The following is a 19,842-nucleotide window of genomic DNA, read 5'->3' as shown; positions in this document are numbered from 1 at the left end:
ATCAAATAATGTTTTTTGTTTTTCTATCTCAACTTTTTTATTTCTTTTTATCTCAGCAACTTTACCATTTAATCTTTTTAATATGATGTTATAATATTCATTGGAAATTTCAATTGTTATGAATTTTCGTTTCAATCTCTTGGCAACTGCTACAGTTGTTCCTGTACCTCCGAAAGGATCTAAAACTAAATCATCTTCTCTAGAACTTGTTTTTATTATTAATTCTAATAAATCTTCTGGCATCTGACAAGGATGTTTCCCTATCCTTTCTTTAAAAGTTCCACAAACTCTTGAAAATTGCCAAACATCGTCGGGAATTTTTCCTAATGGATTTGCTCGTTTATCTTTATAAATAAGCTGTCTTGCAGAAGGAACCCTGATAATTTTATCGTTAAATGTAAATCTTTCTTTATCTTTAGTGAAATATAGGAGGTGGGTATGGGAACGATTAAATTTTTTCCTCTGATTTTGCCCGAAAGTATAATACCAGATAATCCAATTTCTATAATAAAAACCAGCCTTTTTTAAAATTACATTTATCTCTGCTGCGAACTCATCCCCAATTGCAATGTATATTGTTCCATTATTTTTAAGTAATCTATATGTTTCTTTTATCCATTTTTCTGACCAGTTATAGTAGTCTTCATACGGCATATTATCATTATGTACATCATATTTTATTCCTATATTAAAAGGTGGATCCGCAAACACTAAATCTACAGATTCATCGGGTAATGTTCTCATAATTTCTATGCAGTCGCCTAAATATATTTTGTCCACTTCCATTGTCATTCTCCCAGTTTGAACAACTGACATGGTTTTATCTTGAATTGTAATTTTGTCGGGTCTGGAGTTCCACCTTTTCTTTGCGTAGTAATTCTTCCAATATATAAACTTCCTCGTGGTGAAACGCACACTTCCCCTTTGCCAAAGAAATTCATCACAACATTAATATCTTTAAGTGTCCAAGTTGTTGTTTTATTTTCTTTGTTAAGTCTTGTAACTAACATCCAATCAGCCGATAATCCACCTCTTCCCTTGATTATATCGCTTATTATTATAATTCTATTTCTATCAAAAAATTTAATAATTTTATTTTGAATCACTTCTGACATTTCGTTCAAGAACAAGCGTCTTTTATCTCTGAATTTTTTAATGCCGGTTTTTTTTGAGTATTTTTTAGGCTCTAATTCTCCTGTAAAAAGTTTAAGCCAAAAAGCAATTTCATCCGAGAATTTCCACATCTCTTGATAGCCGTCAACACTTCTTTTATCAATTTGATTATAGTCAGCATCTTTATTTGCTTTCTTTAGGGATAAATTCTCAATTTTAAGAATGTTTCCAATCTTTATGATAATTCTTATCTGAGCATCGGCTTTTTTGAATCTCACAAACTGCTCATATTCTTCTTCACTAACTCCAAACTTACTTAAATCACTCCTTTTTATTCTGGTAGGAACTTGAATCGCTTTTACAGAATCAAGTTTTTTAACATCATACCCCATTATTCTAAGCCATTCTTGTGCTTCTATATCCTTTTTCCAGGCATTAAACTTTTTACAAATAGCTTTTTCATTTGCAAATCCACCTTTTGCAGTCTTTGAACCAAGTTCTCTCTTATCCATATCTTACCTCTTTAAGGAAAATTTTGATAATGATATGTACTCATGACAAAAAGTGTCGTGAACCCACCCGAATTCGTGGGTATTCACACAATATGTCGTGTATTTCACCTTTAAATTCTTTTATTTTTTTTGAAATTACTTTGTCAAGCAAAACCGATTTTGCCAATAACCACTTGCCATAAATTAATCATACATATCTTCTTTAGAAATATGGATTGCACTCCATCTAAAAAATCTTTTTATATTGAATATATTATTACCAATTCTCATAGCTTTCTTTATCGTTTTTAATTTATTTCTCGCTTCTATTCTTCCGGCTTCAACAAAATCATCCACTCTTGAAAAATCTGCCCATGTGATATTTTCCACATTTGGTCTAAGAATAACATCAGCTAAACTTATATTTAATGCGTTTAACTGATAATTTGTAATTTCTTCTGCCTTTTGTAATAATTCAATACCATTTTTATGAGTTTCTTTGGAAAATTTTTTATCAACAGAAACGGCAATTATTGTTTTAGGTCGGTATCTCATTGCAATATGAACTGGGATTGTGCTGACAACCCCACCATCTACAAGCTCCATATTATCCCAATACACAGGCTCAAAAACTCCGGGAATTGATGCACTTGCCCGAATCGCTTTAATTGCAGAACCTTTCTCAATGCCTATCGGTTTTCCTGTGTTTAAATCAACAGAAACAGGAACAAAAAAAATTTTAAAATTTTCTAAATCATCATCTGCAATGAAATTTGAGATAGCCTTATTAAGTTTTTCTCCATCTACAATATACTTTTCGTTAACAAGTTTTGAAACAACATATTCTTGCTTTAGAAAATTTATCATACGATTTAGAGAATTTTTGCCTTCTTTGGCGGCAAAAAATTTTATTTTAGAATTAAGGAAAGCAGAATTTTTTATATACTCTTTTGCTTTTTTTATAAGCCCATTTAGTGAACCATTTTGGGAATAATAGCCTCCAACAATAGCTCCCATACTTGTTCCGATTATTGCATCAAATTTAATACCTTCTTGTTCAAATACTTCAAGCACTCCAATATGTGCAAGTCCTCTGGCACCGCCGCCTCCAAGCACAAGAATATTTTTTGGATGAAAATTAGCCATAATCTACACTCCTTTTAGATTTTCTTTTCTTATTTAATATCACCTTCTTGCCTTTACTCCAATTTTTGGGCACCATTTTTCTATCTTGCATTTCGAACAAAGAGGAGAAATTGGTTTGCATATATTTTGACCAAACGAAACTAAATAGTCATTATAAATTTTCCAATATCTTTTAGGAAGTTTTTCTCGCAAAGCAAACTCTGTCTTTTCAGGAGACTTAGTTTTTACAAAACTCCATCTATTAGATATGCGATGAACATGAGTATCTACACAGATGCCGAATTTATCAAAACCTAATACAAGGACAAGATTTGCAGTTTTCCTGCCAACACCTGGCAGAGCAAGTAACTTATCTAACTCATCGGGTACCTTACCCGCATATTTTTGCAAGATAATTTTTGAGACCAATTTGATATTTTCTGCTTTTCTGTGGTAAAAGCCGACAGGGAAGATAAGTTTTTCAATTTGTTTTTGAGATAGTTTTACAATTTTTTCAGGCACATCAGCAACTGAAAAGAGTTTATTAGAAGCCTGTTTTGTTACTTCATCTTTTGTTCGCAAGCTGAGTAAAGTTCCTATTAAAATTTTATATGGGTCTTTACCTCTTTCCGAAATTTCAGTAACAATCGGCTTTCTATTTTTTATATATTCGTTTTTTAGAATTTTCAGAATCTTTCCAATATTAGAATTATCAATCATAGGAAGTTAGTTGCGAATACCTAACCAAGACTCCTTCGGAGCGTCATAAGATTCGCCGATTGGCGAATCGTCAAATATAGTCATATGCTACTTTGTCGCGCCAAATATTGTCCGAAGTTCAGGCAAGTTACTTGATTGACTTAATGACACACCGAAGGTGTATACGACAGCGAAGCGTTTTCTACTTTTCATAAATAACAACTTCATCCTTATCGTCAATTTCTTTTAAATATAATTTTATTACTTCACCTTTTGAAGTTGGGACTTTATTACCTATAAAATCTGCCTGAATTGGCAATTCACGATGTCCTCTATCAATGACTACAAGAAGCTGGATTGAAGCAGGTCTGCCATAGTCAAGTAGAGCATTTAACGCGGCTCTGGCGGTTCTGCCTGTATTCAGCACATCATCAATAAGCAAGATATGTTTGCCTTCTATATCAAATCTAACAAGTGAATCTTTAATTACAGGTTGATGCTCAATATGTGCAAGGTCATCACGATAGAGAGTTACATCCAGAGAGCCGACAAGAATTTTCACATCCTCAAATTTTTCAATATAATGAGTAATCCGCTTTGCCAACGGAACTCCACGAGTATGGATGCCTACAATATATAAGTCTTTGCAGCCTTTATTTTTTTCAATCACTTCATTTGCCAAACGCTTTAGGATTCGTTCCAATTCCTTCTCATCTATAATCTTCTTTTTAAATTTCAAGATGCCTCCAAACTGGTTAAACTGGTTAAACTAATTCACCGATTCAACTGATTCAACTGATTCAACCAATTAAACTAATTCAACTATCTTACAGAACCAATTAAATCATTATACTGAATTTTTTGCTCATCAAGATATTTTTCTAATCCTTGTATTATTTCTAAACAAATCAATGGATTTACAAAATTCTGTGTTCCGACTGCAATTGCAGAAGCACCTGCAATAATAAACTCCAATGCATCATTAGTATTTCTTATTCCACCCATTCCAATAATTGGTATTTTCACAACTTTTGCAACTTTATATACATTTTGTAATGCAATAGGTTTTATCCCAATTCCAGAATATCCAGCAATACCATTTTTTATTTTGGGCTTTCTTGTTTCAATGTCAATTGCCATTCCATAAACAGTATTGATTAATGAAAGCGCATCAGCTCCAGCCTTTTCTGCTGATATTGCAATTTCTTCTATGAAAGTTATATTCGGGGTTAGTTTAACTATAATTGTCCGGTTAGTAATTTTTCTCAAATGAGAAATTAAATTATGCACAATTCCTTTATCGGTTCCAAAAGCAATTCCCTCGTTTTCCACATTAGGACAGGAAATGTTTATTTCGTATCCATCAATTTCGGGTTGTCTGTCCAGTTCTTGAATTACTTCTCCAAATTCTGATATTGAACTTCCTGCGATGCTAACAATAATATTAGTATCAAATTTTTGATATTCGGACAAATCATTCTTTATAAAATTTTCAAGTCCAGGATTTTGTAAACCAATGGAATTAAGCAAACCTGCTTCTGTTTCTGCTAATCTTGGTGGTTCATTTCCCGGTTTTGGAAGTAAAGTAATTGTCTTTGTAACAATTGCACCAAGTTGTGAAATATCAAATAATTCTGCATATTCCAATCCGAAAGTTCCTGATGCTACAGTCACTGGATTTTTCCAGAGCATTTTTCCTATTTTTATTTTTAGGTCTGCCATATTATTTTTTAATTTAAACAGCGGATGGACGCGAAAAACGCTAATACTTTAATCTTGCCACGGATTTACGCAGATTTACACAGATTAACCTTTAACTTTCTATCTTTATTCTTTTGCCTTTTACCTTTAATCTTATTCATTCCAGACAACCTTATATCCATCAAAAACAGTACCATCTTTACATACTTTTTTATAAACCATTTTTCCATTCTCAATTATCCGAATAGTACAGCCACAACAAACCCCTATTCCACACGCCATTATCGTCTCTAACGAAACTTGCAAATCAATATTAAACTGCTTGCAAATTTCAGTAACTTTTTTCAACATCATTTGAGGACCGCAAGCATACACAACATCTACTTGATTTTTCTGCAAAAATTGCTCAATTCCATCAGTAACAAGACCTTCCTCCCCTATTGAGCCATCTTCAGTAAAATCTATTACATCATTTGAAAAAATATCTTCGGCAGTTTTCCCACCATGAAAAAAAAATATCTCATTCTTCATTTGATTAAGTTTACCAACCAAAAAAGGGAATGGTGCATATCCAATACCGCCACTGACAATTAATATCTTCTTATTTTGGTGAAGAGTAAAACCATTTCCGAGAGGACCCAACAAGGCTATCTTTTGTCCAACTTTCATCGCAGAAAATTGAATAGTGGCTGTTCCAACCTTTTTAATCAGGAATGATACTTTATTCTCATATACATTGTGAATACTAAATGGTCGTGGTAAAATGGGAAAGTTTTGTTGTGGATTTTTTAGCCGAAAGAACTGTCCTGGATAGCATTGGCCTGCCATATCATAATTGGAAAAGGTAAGGATGAAATATTTATTATTAATAATTTCTTTTTCAACTATTGGTAATAATTTGTAAAGCATTACTTAGCCTTTAATTGCGAAAAGTTCATTCCGATAAATCGGAATTCGTTTTCGCACTCCGTAATAGCACTTAAACAATTTAAAAGTAGGAGTGCTGAAACGAGGAGTGAAACGACGAACTTTCAGCCAGAGGCTGAGCCAGATTTGTCGGGACAGGACAGCGAATCATCAAAGCGAAAAGTTCATCCGTCAGCTGACGGATTCGTTTTCGCACTCCAAAATAAACTTCGTGTCTTTGGGTCTTCGTGGCTATTAATATTATATCTTCCAAGTAAACTTTCCATCGCAGATAGTCATTTCTATCTTTCCCCAGAATTTATTTCCAAGGAAAGGGCTATTTTTTGACTTTGACAAAATCTCTTCTTCAGTAAATGTATATGATTTATTTAGATCAACAACAGTAATATCAGCAGGCTTTCCTTCTTCAATTTTACCAAGTTCTTTCCCAATTATTTCTGTAGGGCGGGATGTCATTTTCTCAATAAGTTTTTCAAATTTTATCTTTTTAGTTTTCACAAAATTTGTATAAAGTGCAGGAAAAGCACTCTCAAAACCAATTGTACCAAACGGTGCTTTGATAAATTCTAACTCCTTTTCGTAGTCAGAATGAGGTGCATGGTCAGTTGCAATAATATCAATAGTATCATCAAGCAATCCATTTATGAGTGCTTGCCTATCTTGTTCAGAACGGAGTGGGGGTTTCATTTTTGTATTTGTATCAAAATTCTCACATGCCTGCTCCGTAAGGATTAGATGATGCGGAGTGACTTCTGCGGTTATTTTTATACCCTGTTTTTTTGCATACCTGATTAAATCCACGGTTCTTTTTGTTGATGCGTGCGCAATATGTATATTGGTATTTGTTACATCAGCAAGCATAATATCTCTACTAACCATAATTTCCTCTGCTAAAGTTGGTATGCCTGGCAGTCCCAATTTCGTAGACATATAGCCATAATTAACCTGACCATCTTTAGAAAGTGAATAATCTTCTGAATGTGAGATAATGGGTATTTTAAATATTGATACATAACGCATAACATTAAGCATAAGCTTGGCATTTTGAATACAATTACCATCATCACTAATTGCTACAATTCCACCTTTAATCATAGAGCCGATATTCGCAATTTCCTTGCCTTGTGAACCTTTTGACATAGCTCCGATTACAAATATTTTTGTCTTTCCAACATCTCGTGCTTTACGAGTTACATAATTCACTGTAGAAATATTATCAATAGTTGGATTAGTATTTGGCATACAACAGATAGAAGTAAACCCACCTTTTGCAGCTGACTTTGCACCAGATTCAATATCTTCTTTATATGTATACCCTGGGTCTCTAAGATGACAATGTAAGTCTACGAAACCCGGGAAGATATACCTGCCCTTGCAATCGTAAGTAACTGCAGAGTTGGTAGTAATATTCGGTGAAATTTTTTTAATAAACTTTCCATCAATCAAAATATCTAATCTCTCAAATTTTTTCTCAGATGATAAATAAACAAAACCATTCTTTAGCAAAATCATATTTTCTCCAGAAAAGGGTTATTTGCTCATTACGGAGCGTCAAATATAGTCATATGCCCCTGCCGGAGCGTCATAAGATTCTACGAATCGTCATAAATTGTCATCTTCTAACCTTAATGACCCAATGACAGCAAAGCGTAATGACGGCTTTAGCCATTTGACAGCGAAGCGTTATGACTATTTCTGACGGCTTCAGCTATTATGACAGAGAACGAAGTGAATTGTTATAACCACTTATGACGACCCGCCAATTAGCGAATCTTATGACTATTTTATGTTTTCCCACCTAATATTAAGAAGAGTATAGCCATCCTGATTGCAACCCCGTTTGTTACTTGTTCAATAATGATACTATGCTCGCTATCAGCAACTTCGGGTAAGATTTCTACTCCTCTATTCATTGGACCTGGATGCATAATTAGAACATTTCTTTTTGCATATTTCAATACATTTTTACTTAGTCCATATCTTTTTGAATACTCACTTAAACCTGGGAAAAGGCCTTCTGCCTGTCTTTCTAATTGCATTCTTAATCCCATAATTATATCAGCATCTTTAACAGCTTTTATCAAGTCATATTCGCATTTTGCATCATATACTTCTTCAATTTTTGGAGGCATCAAGGTGCGGGGTCCACAAATAGTTACTTTAGCACCCATTTTACTCATACCAATTAGGTTTGAGCGAACAACTCGCGAATGCAAAATATCACCAACAACAGTAACTTTCAAGTCCTTTAAAGAACCTTTTCTTTCCCATATACTGAACATATCAAGTAAAGCCTGTGTCGGATGAGAATGTCTTCCATCACCGGCATTTAATACAGGTTTGTTAGAATATTTATGCACTAATTGAGGAACACCAGGGCAGCTATGCCTTACAACATATAAATCAATTCCCATTGCATTAAGAGTGTATACTGTATCTTGCAGACTCTCACCTTTTTTCACAGAAGAGCCGGTTGAAGAAAAACTTATCACATCAGCACTTAATCTTTTTGCTGCCAATTCAAATGAGATTCTTGTCCTTGTGCTCTCCTCAAAAAAGAGTGTAGCAATTGTCTTCCCACGAAGTGTTGGAATCTTCTTGTAATCCCGTTTGATGATTTGTTTCATAATCTTTGCAGTTTCAAAAATAGTCTCTATCTCTGATACTGAGTAGCTATCAAGTTCATATAAATTTCTGCCAGAAAAATCTAACCTATCAGACATAGTTCTCTCCGCAACATATAATGCATCTTAAGATTTGATGTGATTTACAGTTATGCCATTTTCGTTGTTTTTTAATATATATTTTTTATCGAAGCAAGTGAACTAGTAATCCACTTCGTAATTTCGGCTCAAACCAGGTTGATTTTGGTGGCATAACTTTGTTTGCGTCTGCTACTCGCATAAGTTCCTGAATAGTTGTTGGATAAAGCGCAAAAGCCACTTTATATTCTCCACTATCAACAAGCCTTTTTAATTCTTGTAAACCCCGAATACCACCTACGAAATTTATTCTCTTATCCTTTCTTGGGTCTATTATACCAAGAATTGGTTCCATAAGATTTTTATGTAATATACTTACATCTAAAGATTCAATAGGGTCTTCTTTGTCAAAGGTATCAGGTTTAGCTTTTAATTTATACCAACAATTATTTAAATACATTCCAAAAGTATGTTTCTCTAACGGTTTGAATTGAGAGTTCTGCTTCATTACACCGAATTTTTCAGTTATTTTATCTAAAAACCTGGATTCAGAAAAACCTTTTAAATCTTTAACCACTCTATTATAATCCATAATATACATCTGGTCATCTGGAAAGATAACTGATAAGAAATAATTATATTCCTCTTCGCCTGTATGGTTTGGATTATTTTTTCTTTTTATTGCTTGAACACGAGAAGCGGCTACAGAACGATGATGACCATCTGCGATATAAAAATAATCCAACTTATCAAATTCTGCTTGAATTTGCTCAATCATTATAGTATCATCAACTTTCCAAATTGTATGTTTTATTCCATCATTACTTGTAAAATCATAAATTGGTTTATTTTTTTGAATATTTTGAACAATATTATTTATTGAGACTTTTGCATGATATGTAAGGAAAACAGGACCTGTATTTGCATTAAGAACATATACATGTGTTGCTCTATCCTTTTCTTTATCAGCTCTTGTATACTCGTGAATTTTTATTTTCCCGTTATTGTAATCTTCTACAGAAGCTCCGGCAACAATACCAGTTTGTTTATGTTCACCCATAATCAATTGATAGATATAAAGGCAGGGTTTCTCATCCTGGATTAATATTTGTTTGTCTATAAACTTTTTTAGATTTTCAGCACCTTTTTTATAGACCTTTTTATCATATTGATTTACATTTTTAGGCAAATCTATTTCAGGTTTAGAAATATGTAAGAAACTAAATTCATTATCTTTTACAAGTTCTCTTGCTTCATCAGAAGAGAGTACATCATAAGGCGGAGAGGCAACCTTTTCTGCAAGATTAGGTTCGGGTCGCAATCCTTTGAATGGTTTTATATCTGGCATAGACTCCTCTTTATTTTTCTTTCCGTAACAATATATTGCTAAATTTTCTGTCAAATATTTTATTTCTTGACAAAAAATCTATTTTAAATCAAAAAGGTTATGGAGGTGAAAAATGACAAAAAATAGTTTAATTATTGGCTTTATTTTAATTACCTTATTCTCTACAACTCTATTTGGACAATTAAACCAGCCAAATATGAAGTATTATCCCATTGAAACAGAAATAAGAAATATTAACACAAGGTATGACACAATCCCTGCACCTGAATGGGAATTTATAAGTCTTCCAACTGAATTGATGACAAGTTATTATGACTATATGCCAGGTGGATATACACCCTATTCATTAAGATGGCAGGATGAGGGAAATGGTAATGGATTATATGGTATTTTTCACGCCCAATCTTCTACTACTTCTAATCGTAGAATGTACTGGTTTTATATTTATAGTGATAGTACGATTTTCGTACCAGAAATCATTACCAGTCCCCCTTATTATGGTTGGCAAGGATATGGTTCAATTGATATTCTTAATATAATAAACAGCGGAAATCCTGTTGTTTCTTGGCACGAATGCTGGGATGAAATTTCTGTAACTCCTATTACTTATGATGATTTTGATCTCAACATTTTTCCTGGTTTCTGGGCACCTCCTTACTATATCCCAAGCTCTGATACCTTAGGCAATGAATTTCTCGGGCCACAGGTATTTGTAGGTAATTCTCCGCTTGGTGATGGTTATGCTCGTGTATATGTATTAAGAACTAATATAGGCATTATTTATGGGAATGTTCAGATAATTTATAAGGACATTCAAAATCCAGAGGAGATAATTCAACCAGGTTGGCTTAATAATCAGATTACAAATGAAAATGGCGACCCAATGTTTACAGATTGGTGTGAACAGGATATTATACCTTACTGGTCGTTTGCAATTGATAAGCAAAATCCCGGCAGAATTGCCTTTATAGGCTATGCTGCCTATCTTGAAGTGCCACCCAATCCACCAGTTGAAGAAGGATTCTTTGTCTATGAATCTTTAGATTATGGTGAAACATGGACCCTGTATGATTTTGGCATGCCACCAGCAATAGAAAATCTCTTACAATTCCAACATCCCCCAGGTAATGTGCCTGATTCCATTGAGGTTCTAATTTTAGGTTTTCATAACACAGCATTATTTGACGGGGAGGGTAATCTGCATTGGTGCTATACTGGAGGATATGGATTTACTTATCCTACAGGGTATTGTTATCTTACTCATTTTATTTCTGCTTGTGAAATGGTTTGGTTTGGTGACGATATTGTAGAATGGCGTAATGTCTGGCCACCTGTGCCATGGGAAATTGACGAGAATGGAGATACATTGGTTCATTACAGTCATGCAGTTAGCGGATATGACGGTGGAGGTTTAATATTTCATGAGAATGGACAAAAACAAGCTACCAATCTTGACAACAACTGGATGGTGCAGGTTTGGGCTGATGGAACATATTTAATGTTTGCCGAAGATGGTGATACTGCATATCAAGATTATTTAGAGCATCCAATTATTTTTGTTTCTGCTTCAAAAGATAATGGCGAGCACTGGACAGAACCTATTGAACTTACTGATATTTACAGTCAAGTCTTTCCAGGTTTTGCGAACCAAATCACAGTTTATCCATACATTTGTGACCAGATTGTAGATTTAGGAGATGGTTGGGGGCAGGTTTATATGTATTATTTTGATGATAATGATTATGGCTCATACCTTCAAGGGCAAGGGCCCCCTACCGGTGGACAGATTACCTATTGCAGTTTCAAGATAAATTTTGGTGATATTGTAGCAGTAGATGAAGAGCAAGAAATGCCATCACCTGAGATATTGCTTTATAATTATCCCAATCCGGTGAAAAATACAACTACAATCTCATTTTTAACCACAAAGAACACGAAGGACACAAAGATAAGAATTTATAATGTAAAAGGACAGCTTGTAAAGCAATTCAAAATTCAAAATTCAAAATTCAAAATTAACAAAGTTGAGTGGGATGTTAGAGATGGAAATGGCAGAGAGCTTCCAAATGGAATCTATTTGTATCAACTCAATTGTGGAAACCAATCTATTACTAAAAAAATGATTTTGTTAAGATAGTTTGTCATTTAATATTTTGAATATTATCAGAACTAAATTCTTTGTGTCTTTGCTTGCCCCGTAAGGAAGAATGACTGTATCGGGGTGCCTTTGTGGCAAAACATAGGAGTTCAAATGTCAGAATTTGTTAAATGGCATAACGATTTGCTAATTAACCAAACAAAAGTTGCATTAGAAAAAAACGGATTTTTAATTGAAATTTTTGAAACCAAAGATGAATGTCTTACAAGTGTAATTGCTCAAATTGATAAAAATGCAGGTATTGGTTTTGGCGGTTCCACTACTGTAAAAGAAATTGGACTTTTTGATTATTTAGTTCAAAATGATTACAATTTAATAAATCCATATAAACCCGGCTTATCAAGGGATGAGGTTTTTGCGCTTCGTAAAAAGGCTCTCACTGCTGATTTATTCATCACAGGAACCAATGCCATTACTTGGGAAGGAGAGCTTGTAAATATAGATGGATATGGCAACCGTGTTGCTGCTATTACCTTTGGTCCCAAAAAGGTATTTCTATTTGTTGGTATGAATAAAATAGTTCATAATAGTGAACAAGCTATTGATAGAATCTTTGATTATGCAGCACCAATTAATGCAAAAAGATTAAATAAAAATGTCCCTTGTGTAGAATCAGGCTTCTGTGAAGATTGTGACAGTCCAGAACGAATCTGTAACCATTTGGTAATTACGATGAAGCAAAGTTTTCCAGATAGGATAAAAATTTTCTTGATAAATGAGAAACTGGGATTTTAATCCTACCGAACAGAAAAAAGTTCGGGTAGGTGCAGATTTAACCTACACCTACCCCTTTGCGTGTATAAGGGCTCAGAACCTTTGTAATCTTTTATTAAATCAAACAATTATCTTCTTTTTTTGACAAACATTACAATAGTAATCATTTTTGACAAAAATGCCTGCAGGAGAGAGTATGTCATATTTAGTATTAGCAAGAAAATATCGTCCTCAAACATTTGATGAATTAGTTGCACAAAAGCATATTACAGAGACATTAAAAAATGCAATAAAAACAGACCATATTGCTCAAGCATTTCTTTTTACCGGACCTCGTGGAGTTGGCAAAACTTCAATGGCACGCATTCTCGCAAAGGCACTCAATTGCAAAGAAGGAACAACAATTACACCCTGCAATAAATGCAAGAATTGTCTGGAAATCACTAATTCCACCTCTGCAGATGTTATTGAAATTGATGGTGCATCAAATACAGGGGTGGATGATATACGCAGTTTGCAAAATGAACTTTTGTATCCTCCCCAAAGTTCAAAATTCAAAATATACATTATTGATGAAGTCCATATGTTGTCTAAAAATGCTTTTAATGCCTTACTTAAAACTCTGGAAGAGCCGCCGAAAAATGTAAAGTTCATTTTTGCTACCACAGAACCGCATAAAGTCCTGCCAACAATTACCTCCCGCTGTCAGAGATACGACTTCCATAGAATTCCAATTCAGGAAATTATCAACCAGATAAAAAAGATTATACCTTACGAACAAATAGATTTTGAAGACTCTGCAATATTCCTAATTGCTAAAAAGTCGGATGGCAGTCTACGAGATGCTTTAAGTCTAATTGACCAGATTCTATCCCTGGGTAAAAAGAAAATCGCAAAAAATGATGTCCTGCAAATATTTGGAATAGTTGATATAGATTTTTATCACACTCTAATTAAAAATATTGTTGAAAATGATGATAAAGAAGTTATAGAAAATTTCCATAATACAGTTGCTAAAGGAAATGACATTAATGAACTTACGCTTGGTTTCATTGAATATCTTAGAAATATTTTAATGCTGAAAATTGGAATAACTCCTGAGGAAGTCCATTCTGATGATGTATCGCAATTAACTAAATTCAGCAAAAAATTCTCTGAAGAAAATCTTTTATATGCGATTACTATTCTAATAGATACAAAAGAAAAACTAAAAATCTCTTCACATCCAGTCCTTCTTCTTGAAACCACATTATTGAAATTAACTAACTTGAAGAAATTAGTTTCTATTGATAGATTAAAGTCAGATATGATTGTTGCTGAACAAGCACAAAAATCTTATATCCCGAAAACTAAGCCTGCAAAAATTAAATTCACTTCTGAAACTGTCTCCAGAAAAAGAATTGAGAAAGAAAAACCTGGTATAGAACCTGAAATTGTTCAAACTGCAAAAACTGGAGAAGAAGATCTTAAAAAAATTAATATTACTAAAGAACTATTAGATAAAGAATGGGCAGAAATAGAAAAAGAAGTAAGAAATGAAATGCCAGTTAGTGCTATTTATCTTTCAAAAATTAAATTGAAATCAATCAGAAATAATTTCTTGCATTATACTACCACATCTAAATTAGCATATCAGACACTTAACGATGTTTCTGAAAGACTTACACGATTGCTAATAAATCATTTTGGAACCCGAGCCAAAATTGATTTTGAACTTGTTCAAACTGAGAAAAAGAAATATATTAACAATCCCACTATTGAAGATATAAAACAAGAATCTCCAAAACTCGCTGAAATGATTGATACTATTGATGGCTATATTGTTGGGCAGACAAGAGAGTGATGAGTTATAACGCTACGCTGTCAAAATGGCTAAAGCCGTCATTTATTGTCATAACGCTTTGCTGTCATTAAGCCAAATTGTCCTAATGACTATCTATAACGCTACGAAGTAGCATATGACTATAAATGACAAGCTGAAGGCTTAAAGGATTTTATATGAAATTCATAGAAAAATACAGAAAAATTTCAAAGAAAAATAATTCCCTTCTTTGTGTAGGATTAGATAGTGATATTTTAAAAATACCCTCATTCTTAAAAGAAAATTACGAAAACCCTATCTGGGAATTCAATAAAAGAATTATTGATGCAACGCACAAATATGTTGCTGCTTACAAGCTTAATCTTGCCTTCTACATTTCTGATGGTAATAGAGGACTTTCTGCATTGAAAAAAACAATATCCTATATCCCATCTGATATTCCTATTATTCTTGATGTGAAAATAGGTGACATCGGAAATACGATGACTCAATATGCAAAAGCATATTTTGAAGAGTTCAATGTAGATGCAATAACTGTTAATCCATTAATGGGATTTGATGTAATTGAACCACTACTAAAATATCAAGACAAATATATTTTCATATTGGTACTTACTTCAAACAAATCAAGTAATGATTTTTTGAATTTTGAAGATAAAAATGAGCAGAAGCTATATATTCGTATTTGCCAGAAAATTAAAGAATGGGATATTGATAATATTGGGATAGTTGTTGGTGCAACCAATGATGAAGAAGTTAAAGAGATTAGAAAATTTTTACCAGACACTGTTTTTCTTATTCCAGGTATTGGTGCACAAGGTGGAGACCTTAATATTGTGATGCAAAATGCTGTTGGAAAAAACGAACCAAATATTTTGATCAATTCATCGAGAGGGATAATATTTGCCAGTAAAGATAAAGACTCAAAAGATTTTGCAAAAGATGCTGGACTTACTGCGAATAAATTAAACAATAGAATAAATTCAAATATATAATCTTAATTTAAAATTTGATATTTATTTGAAGCTTCAAAACTTGACCCCGTGTAATATACTTTATATGTTTTGTTTTTAAAAGATGATTATTTTAATAAATAGTAGCATCTGGGTTGACTCCGTGAAATATAGTATTACACGGGGTTGACACATAAAATATTTAGGATGCGTTAAATTTATGAATAAACCAATAGGAATCTTTGATTCAGGAGTAGGTGGTCTTACTGTATTTCGAAAAATTAGAAAGAAATTACCAGAAAAAGATATTATCTATTTTGGTGATACTGCTCGTGTTCCTTACGGCTCAAAATCTAAAAATACAATAATACAATACTCCCTTCAGAATGCAACTTTTTTAATAAGACAGAATATTAAAATTCTTGTTGTGGCGTGCAATACCTCTTCTGCTTATGCAATAGATGAACTAAAGAAACATTTTCACATTCCAATTATAGGTGTCATTGAGCCAGGAGCAATAAAAGCACTTGAGGTAACCAGAAATAAAAGAATTGGCATCATCGGAACTTATGGAACGATAAAGAGCCGTTCTTATGAAAAATCATTGAAAGCACTTTCTAAAGATTGCTATATTTTTAGTAAAGCCACACCATTGTTAGTCCCATTAGTTGAAGAAAATTGGATAGACCATCAAGTTTCAAAAATGATAATAAAAGAATATCTCGCAGAATTAATTGAACAAAAAATAGATACTTTAATACTTGGTTGTACTCATTATCCTGTGTTGAAAAAAGTTATCAAAGAAGTTGTTGGAAAAGATGTGCAATTAGTAGATTCGGCAGAAACAGTAGCACAGAAGATACAACAATTTTTTTCTGAAGAATCTTCCGGGGAAAGAATTGGAAATAATACATTTTATATCAGCGATAATCCTGAAAAGTTTAAATTATCAGGAAAACAGATATTAAAACAGGACCTGGAGAATGTTCATAAAGTATATTTTTCTGATGCATGGATAGTTGATAATTTTGAAAAACAAATATAAATTATGCCACAGATTGACGAACAAATACAGCAATTTCTTTTAAATAGAACTTCTGGTGCAGAAGAATTATCCAAACATGCATTAGAAATAATTAAAAAATTATATCATTTAAAAAATAAAGAGGAAAGAATTACAGAGTTCTTAAGAAAATCTGCTGAGCAATTTCCCGTGATGGTTCCAATCTTGAAAATAAAAGATTTTTTACAAAATAATGATATTAGCGATGATAATTTGAAAAAGCTCATTAGTTTGTTGTCTGATAAATCATATATTAAAAATGCTTCTTTTCTGTTTTCAAGACCAAGATATTTACTTACCTTCAGCAATAGCTCTTCTGTTCGTAAAATTGTGAAAAGATATAGAACCTCAATTCCGAAAATTTTTTGTTGCCATTCTCTTCCTCTTGGCGAAGGTGAATATTTGCATAAATTCTTTGAAGAACAAAAAATAAATTCTACACTTATAGAAGATTCTGAAATATCAAAGTATGTTTCCAAAGTAGATTTTGTATTAATTGGTGCTGATGCTATTACTGATAGTTTTTTTATTAATAAAGTTGGTTCTTTACAATTAGCACTATTGACAAATTATTTTCAGAAACCTGTTTATGTTGTTGCGTCTAAGTCAAAAATTATTGATGAAGACGGATTAGATATATCAAAGTTAGGACCATATTTTGAAAAGGTTGAAAATAAGCTTGTAACAAAGATAATAATGTAAGTTATAAACCTCACCTTTACCCCGTGTAGTAGAGAAAATTACTACACGGGGCAGGCCCTCTCCTATCATGCCAAAGGCAGATCCTTCGGAAAAAGAGAGGGGATGGATTCCTTCTCCTGAAGGAGAAGGATTAAGGATGAGGTTAAAAAGGAGATAAACATTATGAATAAAAACTTTTCCACCAAAGGTGGATCCATTGGAGATGTATCAAAAGCAATGACAATTAAATTATCAGAAGAACTGCCACCAAACCCAGAATTTCAGCCTGATATCAGGCAAGCTCCGGATAGAGGTCTTAATCTTAGCAAAAATGAAATCAAAATTGCTTTGAAAAACGCATTAAGATACATCCCATCTGAATTGCATGAAAAATTAGCACCCGAATTTCTTGAAGAATTGAAAACTCGCGGAAGAATCTATGGCTATCGTTATCGCCCGCAAGGTGAGATAAAAGCTAAACCAATTGATGAATATGAAGGAAATACTTTGGAAGGCAAAGCAATCCAAGTAATGATTGACAATAATCTGGATTTTGATGTAGCATTATATCCTTATGAATTAGTTACTTATGGAGAAAGCGGACAGGTTTGCCAAAACTGGATGCAGTATCAATTGATAAAGAAATATCTGCAAATTATGACAGACCAGCAAACATTAGTTGTTGCATCAGGACATCCTGTTGGATTATTTCCTTCCCGACCTGAAAGCCCCCGAGTAATTAGCACAAACGGTCTATTGGTTGGTATGTATGATAATTCTGATGATTTCCATACAGCAGCAGCAATGGGAGTTTCAAATTATGGACAGATGACTGCAGGCGGATGGATGTATATCGGTCCTCAAGGGATTGTGCACGGAACTTATTTAACTTTGCTTAATGCAGGAAGGTTATATCTTGGTATTCCTGAAGATAAGGATATTAAAGGACATATTTTCATATCTTCCGGACTCGGTGGAATGAGTGGCGCTCAAGCAAAAGCTGTAGAAATTTCTGGTGGAGTCGGCGTCATTGCAGAAGTTGATTTTTCCAGAATAAAAAATAGATTAGAACAAGGTTGGCTTTCTAAATACTCAGATAATCTTAAAGAAATTGTTGACTGGATGCAAGAAAGCAAACGCAAAGGTGAAGCAACTTCTATCGGATATTACGGCAATGTTGTTGATTTGTGGCAATATCTTGTTGATAATCATATTGAGGTAGAATTAGCATCAGACCAGACTTCCTGCCATGCTGTTTACGAAGGAGGTTACACTCCTCAGGGTATAACTTTTGAACAAGGACGAAAACTGCTTAGAAAAGATTTGAATGCCTTTAAACAAAAAGTAGATGCATCTTTAAAGAAACAGTTTGAGTTAATCAAAATTATGACTGAAAGAGGAACTCATTTCTGGGATTATGGCAACAGTTTTATGAAAGCAGTTTTTGATGCTGGTGCAGTTTCAATCGCTATAAATAATAATCCAAAAGAAGGTTTTATCTTTCCTTCGTATGTGGAAAATATTATGGGTCCTATCTGCTTTGATTATGGATATGGACCATATCGTTGGGTTTGCTTAAGCGGAAATCATCAAGATTTGATGAAAACTGATAAAGCTACAATGGAATGTATAGACCCCACGCGCCGTGTACAAGATAGAGATAACTATAATTGGATAAAAAATGCAGAGCGGAATAAATTAGTGGTCGGCTCTCAAGCAAGAATTCTCTATGCTAATGCTGAAGGAAGAATTAAAATCGCATTAAAATTCAATGAAATGGTTAGAAATGGAGAAGTCGGACCAATTATGATTGGCAGAGACCACCACGATGCTGGCGGTACTGATTCACCATTTCGTGAAACAGCTAATATCAAGGATGGCAGCAATGTTTGCGCCGATATGTCTATACACTGCTTTGCTGGGAATGTTGCACGCGGTATGACAATGGTTGTTGAAAGCAATGGCGGCGGCGTTGGAATTGGAAAGGCGTTCAACGGCGGATTCGGTCTTGTTTTAGATGGAAGCAAAAGAGTTGACAGGATAATCAAATCAGCATTAGATTGGGATGTTATGGGTGGAGTGGCTCGTAGAGCCTGGGCAAGAAATTCTAATGCTATTGAAACTGCTATTGAATGGAATAAACGAAATAAAGAATTTGGGCAGATAACCATCCCCTTTATTCCTGAATCCAGATTTATAGAAGAATTGGTTGAAAAAACTTTTAAGAAATAATACAAATCCGATCTAACACTCCCGATATACCCGTTCTCCGTAGTCCCGATAAATCGGGACGAAGGGTGAATCGGGATAATGGTGTTTATAATCTTACTTATGAATATGAAAAA

Annotated in this window: 17 protein-coding genes; 7 read left to right on the top strand and 10 right to left on the bottom strand. The window is 33.6% G+C overall.

Going from position 1 to position 19,842, the window contains the following annotated elements:
* From U9R23_03815 to U9R23_03770, 10 genes are all read right to left on the bottom strand, one after another.
* Positions 1-744, bottom strand: a 744-nt coding sequence (locus U9R23_03815) for a site-specific DNA-methyltransferase (protein MEA3475555.1), incomplete at its 3' end; no start/stop codon positions are given.
* 44 nt (positions 745-788) lie between these two features.
* Complete coding sequence (locus tag U9R23_03810) at positions 789-1,625, bottom strand: type II restriction endonuclease (protein MEA3475554.1); 837 nt, start codon at positions 1,623-1,625, stop codon at positions 789-791.
* Between the two features lie 183 nt (positions 1,626-1,808).
* Positions 1,809-2,750, bottom strand: a complete 942-nt coding sequence (locus tag U9R23_03805; GenBank protein ID MEA3475553.1) for a patatin-like phospholipase family protein — start codon at positions 2,748-2,750, stop codon at positions 1,809-1,811.
* 39 nt (positions 2,751-2,789) lie between these two features.
* Positions 2,790-3,449 carry an endonuclease III gene (nth, locus tag U9R23_03800; protein MEA3475552.1) on the bottom strand — a complete coding sequence of 220 codons (660 nt, stop codon included), beginning with the start codon at positions 3,447-3,449 and terminating at the stop codon, positions 2,790-2,792.
* Positions 3,450-3,630: 181 nt separating this feature from the next.
* Positions 3,631-4,167, bottom strand: coding sequence for a bifunctional pyr operon transcriptional regulator/uracil phosphoribosyltransferase PyrR (pyrR, locus tag U9R23_03795; GenBank protein ID MEA3475551.1), 537 nt, complete (start codon positions 4,165-4,167; stop codon positions 3,631-3,633).
* A gap of 83 nt (positions 4,168-4,250) precedes the next feature.
* Positions 4,251-5,150, bottom strand: coding sequence for a dihydroorotate dehydrogenase (locus U9R23_03790; GenBank protein ID MEA3475550.1), 900 nt, complete (start codon positions 5,148-5,150; stop codon positions 4,251-4,253).
* A 132-nt stretch (positions 5,151-5,282) separates the two neighbouring features.
* Positions 5,283-6,038, bottom strand: coding sequence for a dihydroorotate dehydrogenase electron transfer subunit (locus tag U9R23_03785; GenBank protein ID MEA3475549.1), 756 nt, complete (start codon positions 6,036-6,038; stop codon positions 5,283-5,285).
* Between the two features lie 258 nt (positions 6,039-6,296).
* A complete protein-coding gene (locus U9R23_03780) occupies positions 6,297-7,568 on the bottom strand; it encodes a dihydroorotase (protein MEA3475548.1) in 1,272 nt (423 codons plus the stop codon).
* 272 nt (positions 7,569-7,840) lie between these two features.
* On the bottom strand, positions 7,841-8,779 hold the full coding sequence (locus U9R23_03775; GenBank protein ID MEA3475547.1) for an aspartate carbamoyltransferase catalytic subunit: 939 nt from the start codon (positions 8,777-8,779) through the stop codon (positions 7,841-7,843).
* 85 nt (positions 8,780-8,864) lie between these two features.
* Positions 8,865-10,106: a DUF1015 family protein gene (locus U9R23_03770; protein MEA3475546.1), complete on the bottom strand. Its 1,242-nt coding sequence runs from the start codon at positions 10,104-10,106 to the stop codon at positions 8,865-8,867.
* A 112-nt stretch (positions 10,107-10,218) separates the two neighbouring features.
* On the opposite strand from U9R23_03770, the gene U9R23_03765 reads away from it, so the two are divergent.
* The 7 genes from U9R23_03765 to U9R23_03735 all read left to right on the top strand — a co-directional run bounded on the left by U9R23_03765 (position 10,219) and on the right by U9R23_03735 (position 19,729).
* Positions 10,219-12,243, top strand: a complete 2,025-nt coding sequence (locus U9R23_03765; protein MEA3475545.1) for a T9SS type A sorting domain-containing protein — start codon at positions 10,219-10,221, stop codon at positions 12,241-12,243.
* Between the two features lie 114 nt (positions 12,244-12,357).
* Complete coding sequence (locus U9R23_03760) at positions 12,358-12,999, top strand: lactate utilization protein (GenBank protein ID MEA3475544.1); 642 nt, start codon at positions 12,358-12,360, stop codon at positions 12,997-12,999.
* A gap of 175 nt (positions 13,000-13,174) precedes the next feature.
* The gene (gene dnaX, locus U9R23_03755) at positions 13,175-14,821 is read left to right on the top strand and encodes a DNA polymerase III subunit gamma/tau (GenBank protein MEA3475543.1); all 1,647 of its coding nucleotides are present in this window, start codon (positions 13,175-13,177) and stop codon (positions 14,819-14,821) included.
* A gap of 155 nt (positions 14,822-14,976) precedes the next feature.
* Positions 14,977-15,795 carry an orotidine-5'-phosphate decarboxylase gene (gene pyrF / locus U9R23_03750; protein MEA3475542.1) on the top strand — a complete coding sequence of 273 codons (819 nt, stop codon included), beginning with the start codon at positions 14,977-14,979 and terminating at the stop codon, positions 15,793-15,795.
* Positions 15,796-15,973: 178 nt separating this feature from the next.
* Entirely contained in the window at positions 15,974-16,798 is an 825-nt protein-coding gene (murI, locus tag U9R23_03745) for a glutamate racemase (GenBank protein MEA3475541.1), read from the top strand.
* A 3-nt stretch (positions 16,799-16,801) separates the two neighbouring features.
* Positions 16,802-17,518 (top strand): hypothetical protein, encoded by a 717-nt coding sequence (locus U9R23_03740; GenBank protein MEA3475540.1) that lies wholly within the window; start codon positions 16,802-16,804, stop codon positions 17,516-17,518.
* A 162-nt stretch (positions 17,519-17,680) separates the two neighbouring features.
* Positions 17,681-19,729, top strand: a complete 2,049-nt coding sequence (locus U9R23_03735; protein ID MEA3475539.1) for a urocanate hydratase — start codon at positions 17,681-17,683, stop codon at positions 19,727-19,729.
* Positions 19,730-19,842: the final 113 nt, after the last annotated feature.

The organism is Candidatus Cloacimonadota bacterium, assembly GCA_034722995.1.
Classification (GTDB): domain Bacteria; phylum Cloacimonadota; class Cloacimonadia; order JGIOTU-2; family JGIOTU-2; genus JAGMCF01.
This window is presented reverse-complemented; position numbering and strand designations above follow the sequence as displayed.

What these genes read in the sequence shown, in the direction of transcription:
- U9R23_03810 (MEA3475554.1), bottom strand. Translation starts at nt 1,625, where the DNA reads ATGGATAAGAGAGAACTTGGTTCAAAGACTGCAAAAGGTGGATTTGCA.
- U9R23_03805 (MEA3475553.1), bottom strand. Translation starts at nt 2,750, where the DNA reads ATGGCTAATTTTCATCCAAAAAATATTCTTGTGCTTGGAGGCGGCGGT.
- U9R23_03780 (MEA3475548.1), bottom strand. Translation starts at nt 7,568, where the DNA reads ATGATTTTGCTAAAGAATGGTTTTGTTTATTTATCATCTGAGAAAAAA.
- U9R23_03765 (MEA3475545.1), top strand. Translation starts at nt 10,219, where the DNA reads ATGACAAAAAATAGTTTAATTATTGGCTTTATTTTAATTACCTTATTC.
- U9R23_03790 (MEA3475550.1), bottom strand. Translation starts at nt 5,150, where the DNA reads ATGGCAGACCTAAAAATAAAAATAGGAAAAATGCTCTGGAAAAATCCA.
- U9R23_03785 (MEA3475549.1), bottom strand. Translation starts at nt 6,038, where the DNA reads ATGCTTTACAAATTATTACCAATAGTTGAAAAAGAAATTATTAATAAT.
- U9R23_03770 (MEA3475546.1), bottom strand. Translation starts at nt 10,106, where the DNA reads ATGCCAGATATAAAACCATTCAAAGGATTGCGACCCGAACCTAATCTT.
- murI (MEA3475541.1), top strand. Translation starts at nt 15,974, where the DNA reads ATGAATAAACCAATAGGAATCTTTGATTCAGGAGTAGGTGGTCTTACT.
- U9R23_03775 (MEA3475547.1), bottom strand. Translation starts at nt 8,779, where the DNA reads ATGTCTGATAGGTTAGATTTTTCTGGCAGAAATTTATATGAACTTGAT.
- U9R23_03760 (MEA3475544.1), top strand. Translation starts at nt 12,358, where the DNA reads ATGTCAGAATTTGTTAAATGGCATAACGATTTGCTAATTAACCAAACA.
- pyrF (MEA3475542.1), top strand. Translation starts at nt 14,977, where the DNA reads ATGAAATTCATAGAAAAATACAGAAAAATTTCAAAGAAAAATAATTCC.
- dnaX (MEA3475543.1), top strand. Translation starts at nt 13,175, where the DNA reads ATGTCATATTTAGTATTAGCAAGAAAATATCGTCCTCAAACATTTGAT.
- U9R23_03740 (MEA3475540.1), top strand. Translation starts at nt 16,802, where the DNA reads ATGCCACAGATTGACGAACAAATACAGCAATTTCTTTTAAATAGAACT.
- nth (MEA3475552.1), bottom strand. Translation starts at nt 3,449, where the DNA reads ATGATTGATAATTCTAATATTGGAAAGATTCTGAAAATTCTAAAAAAC.
- U9R23_03735 (MEA3475539.1), top strand. Translation starts at nt 17,681, where the DNA reads ATGAATAAAAACTTTTCCACCAAAGGTGGATCCATTGGAGATGTATCA.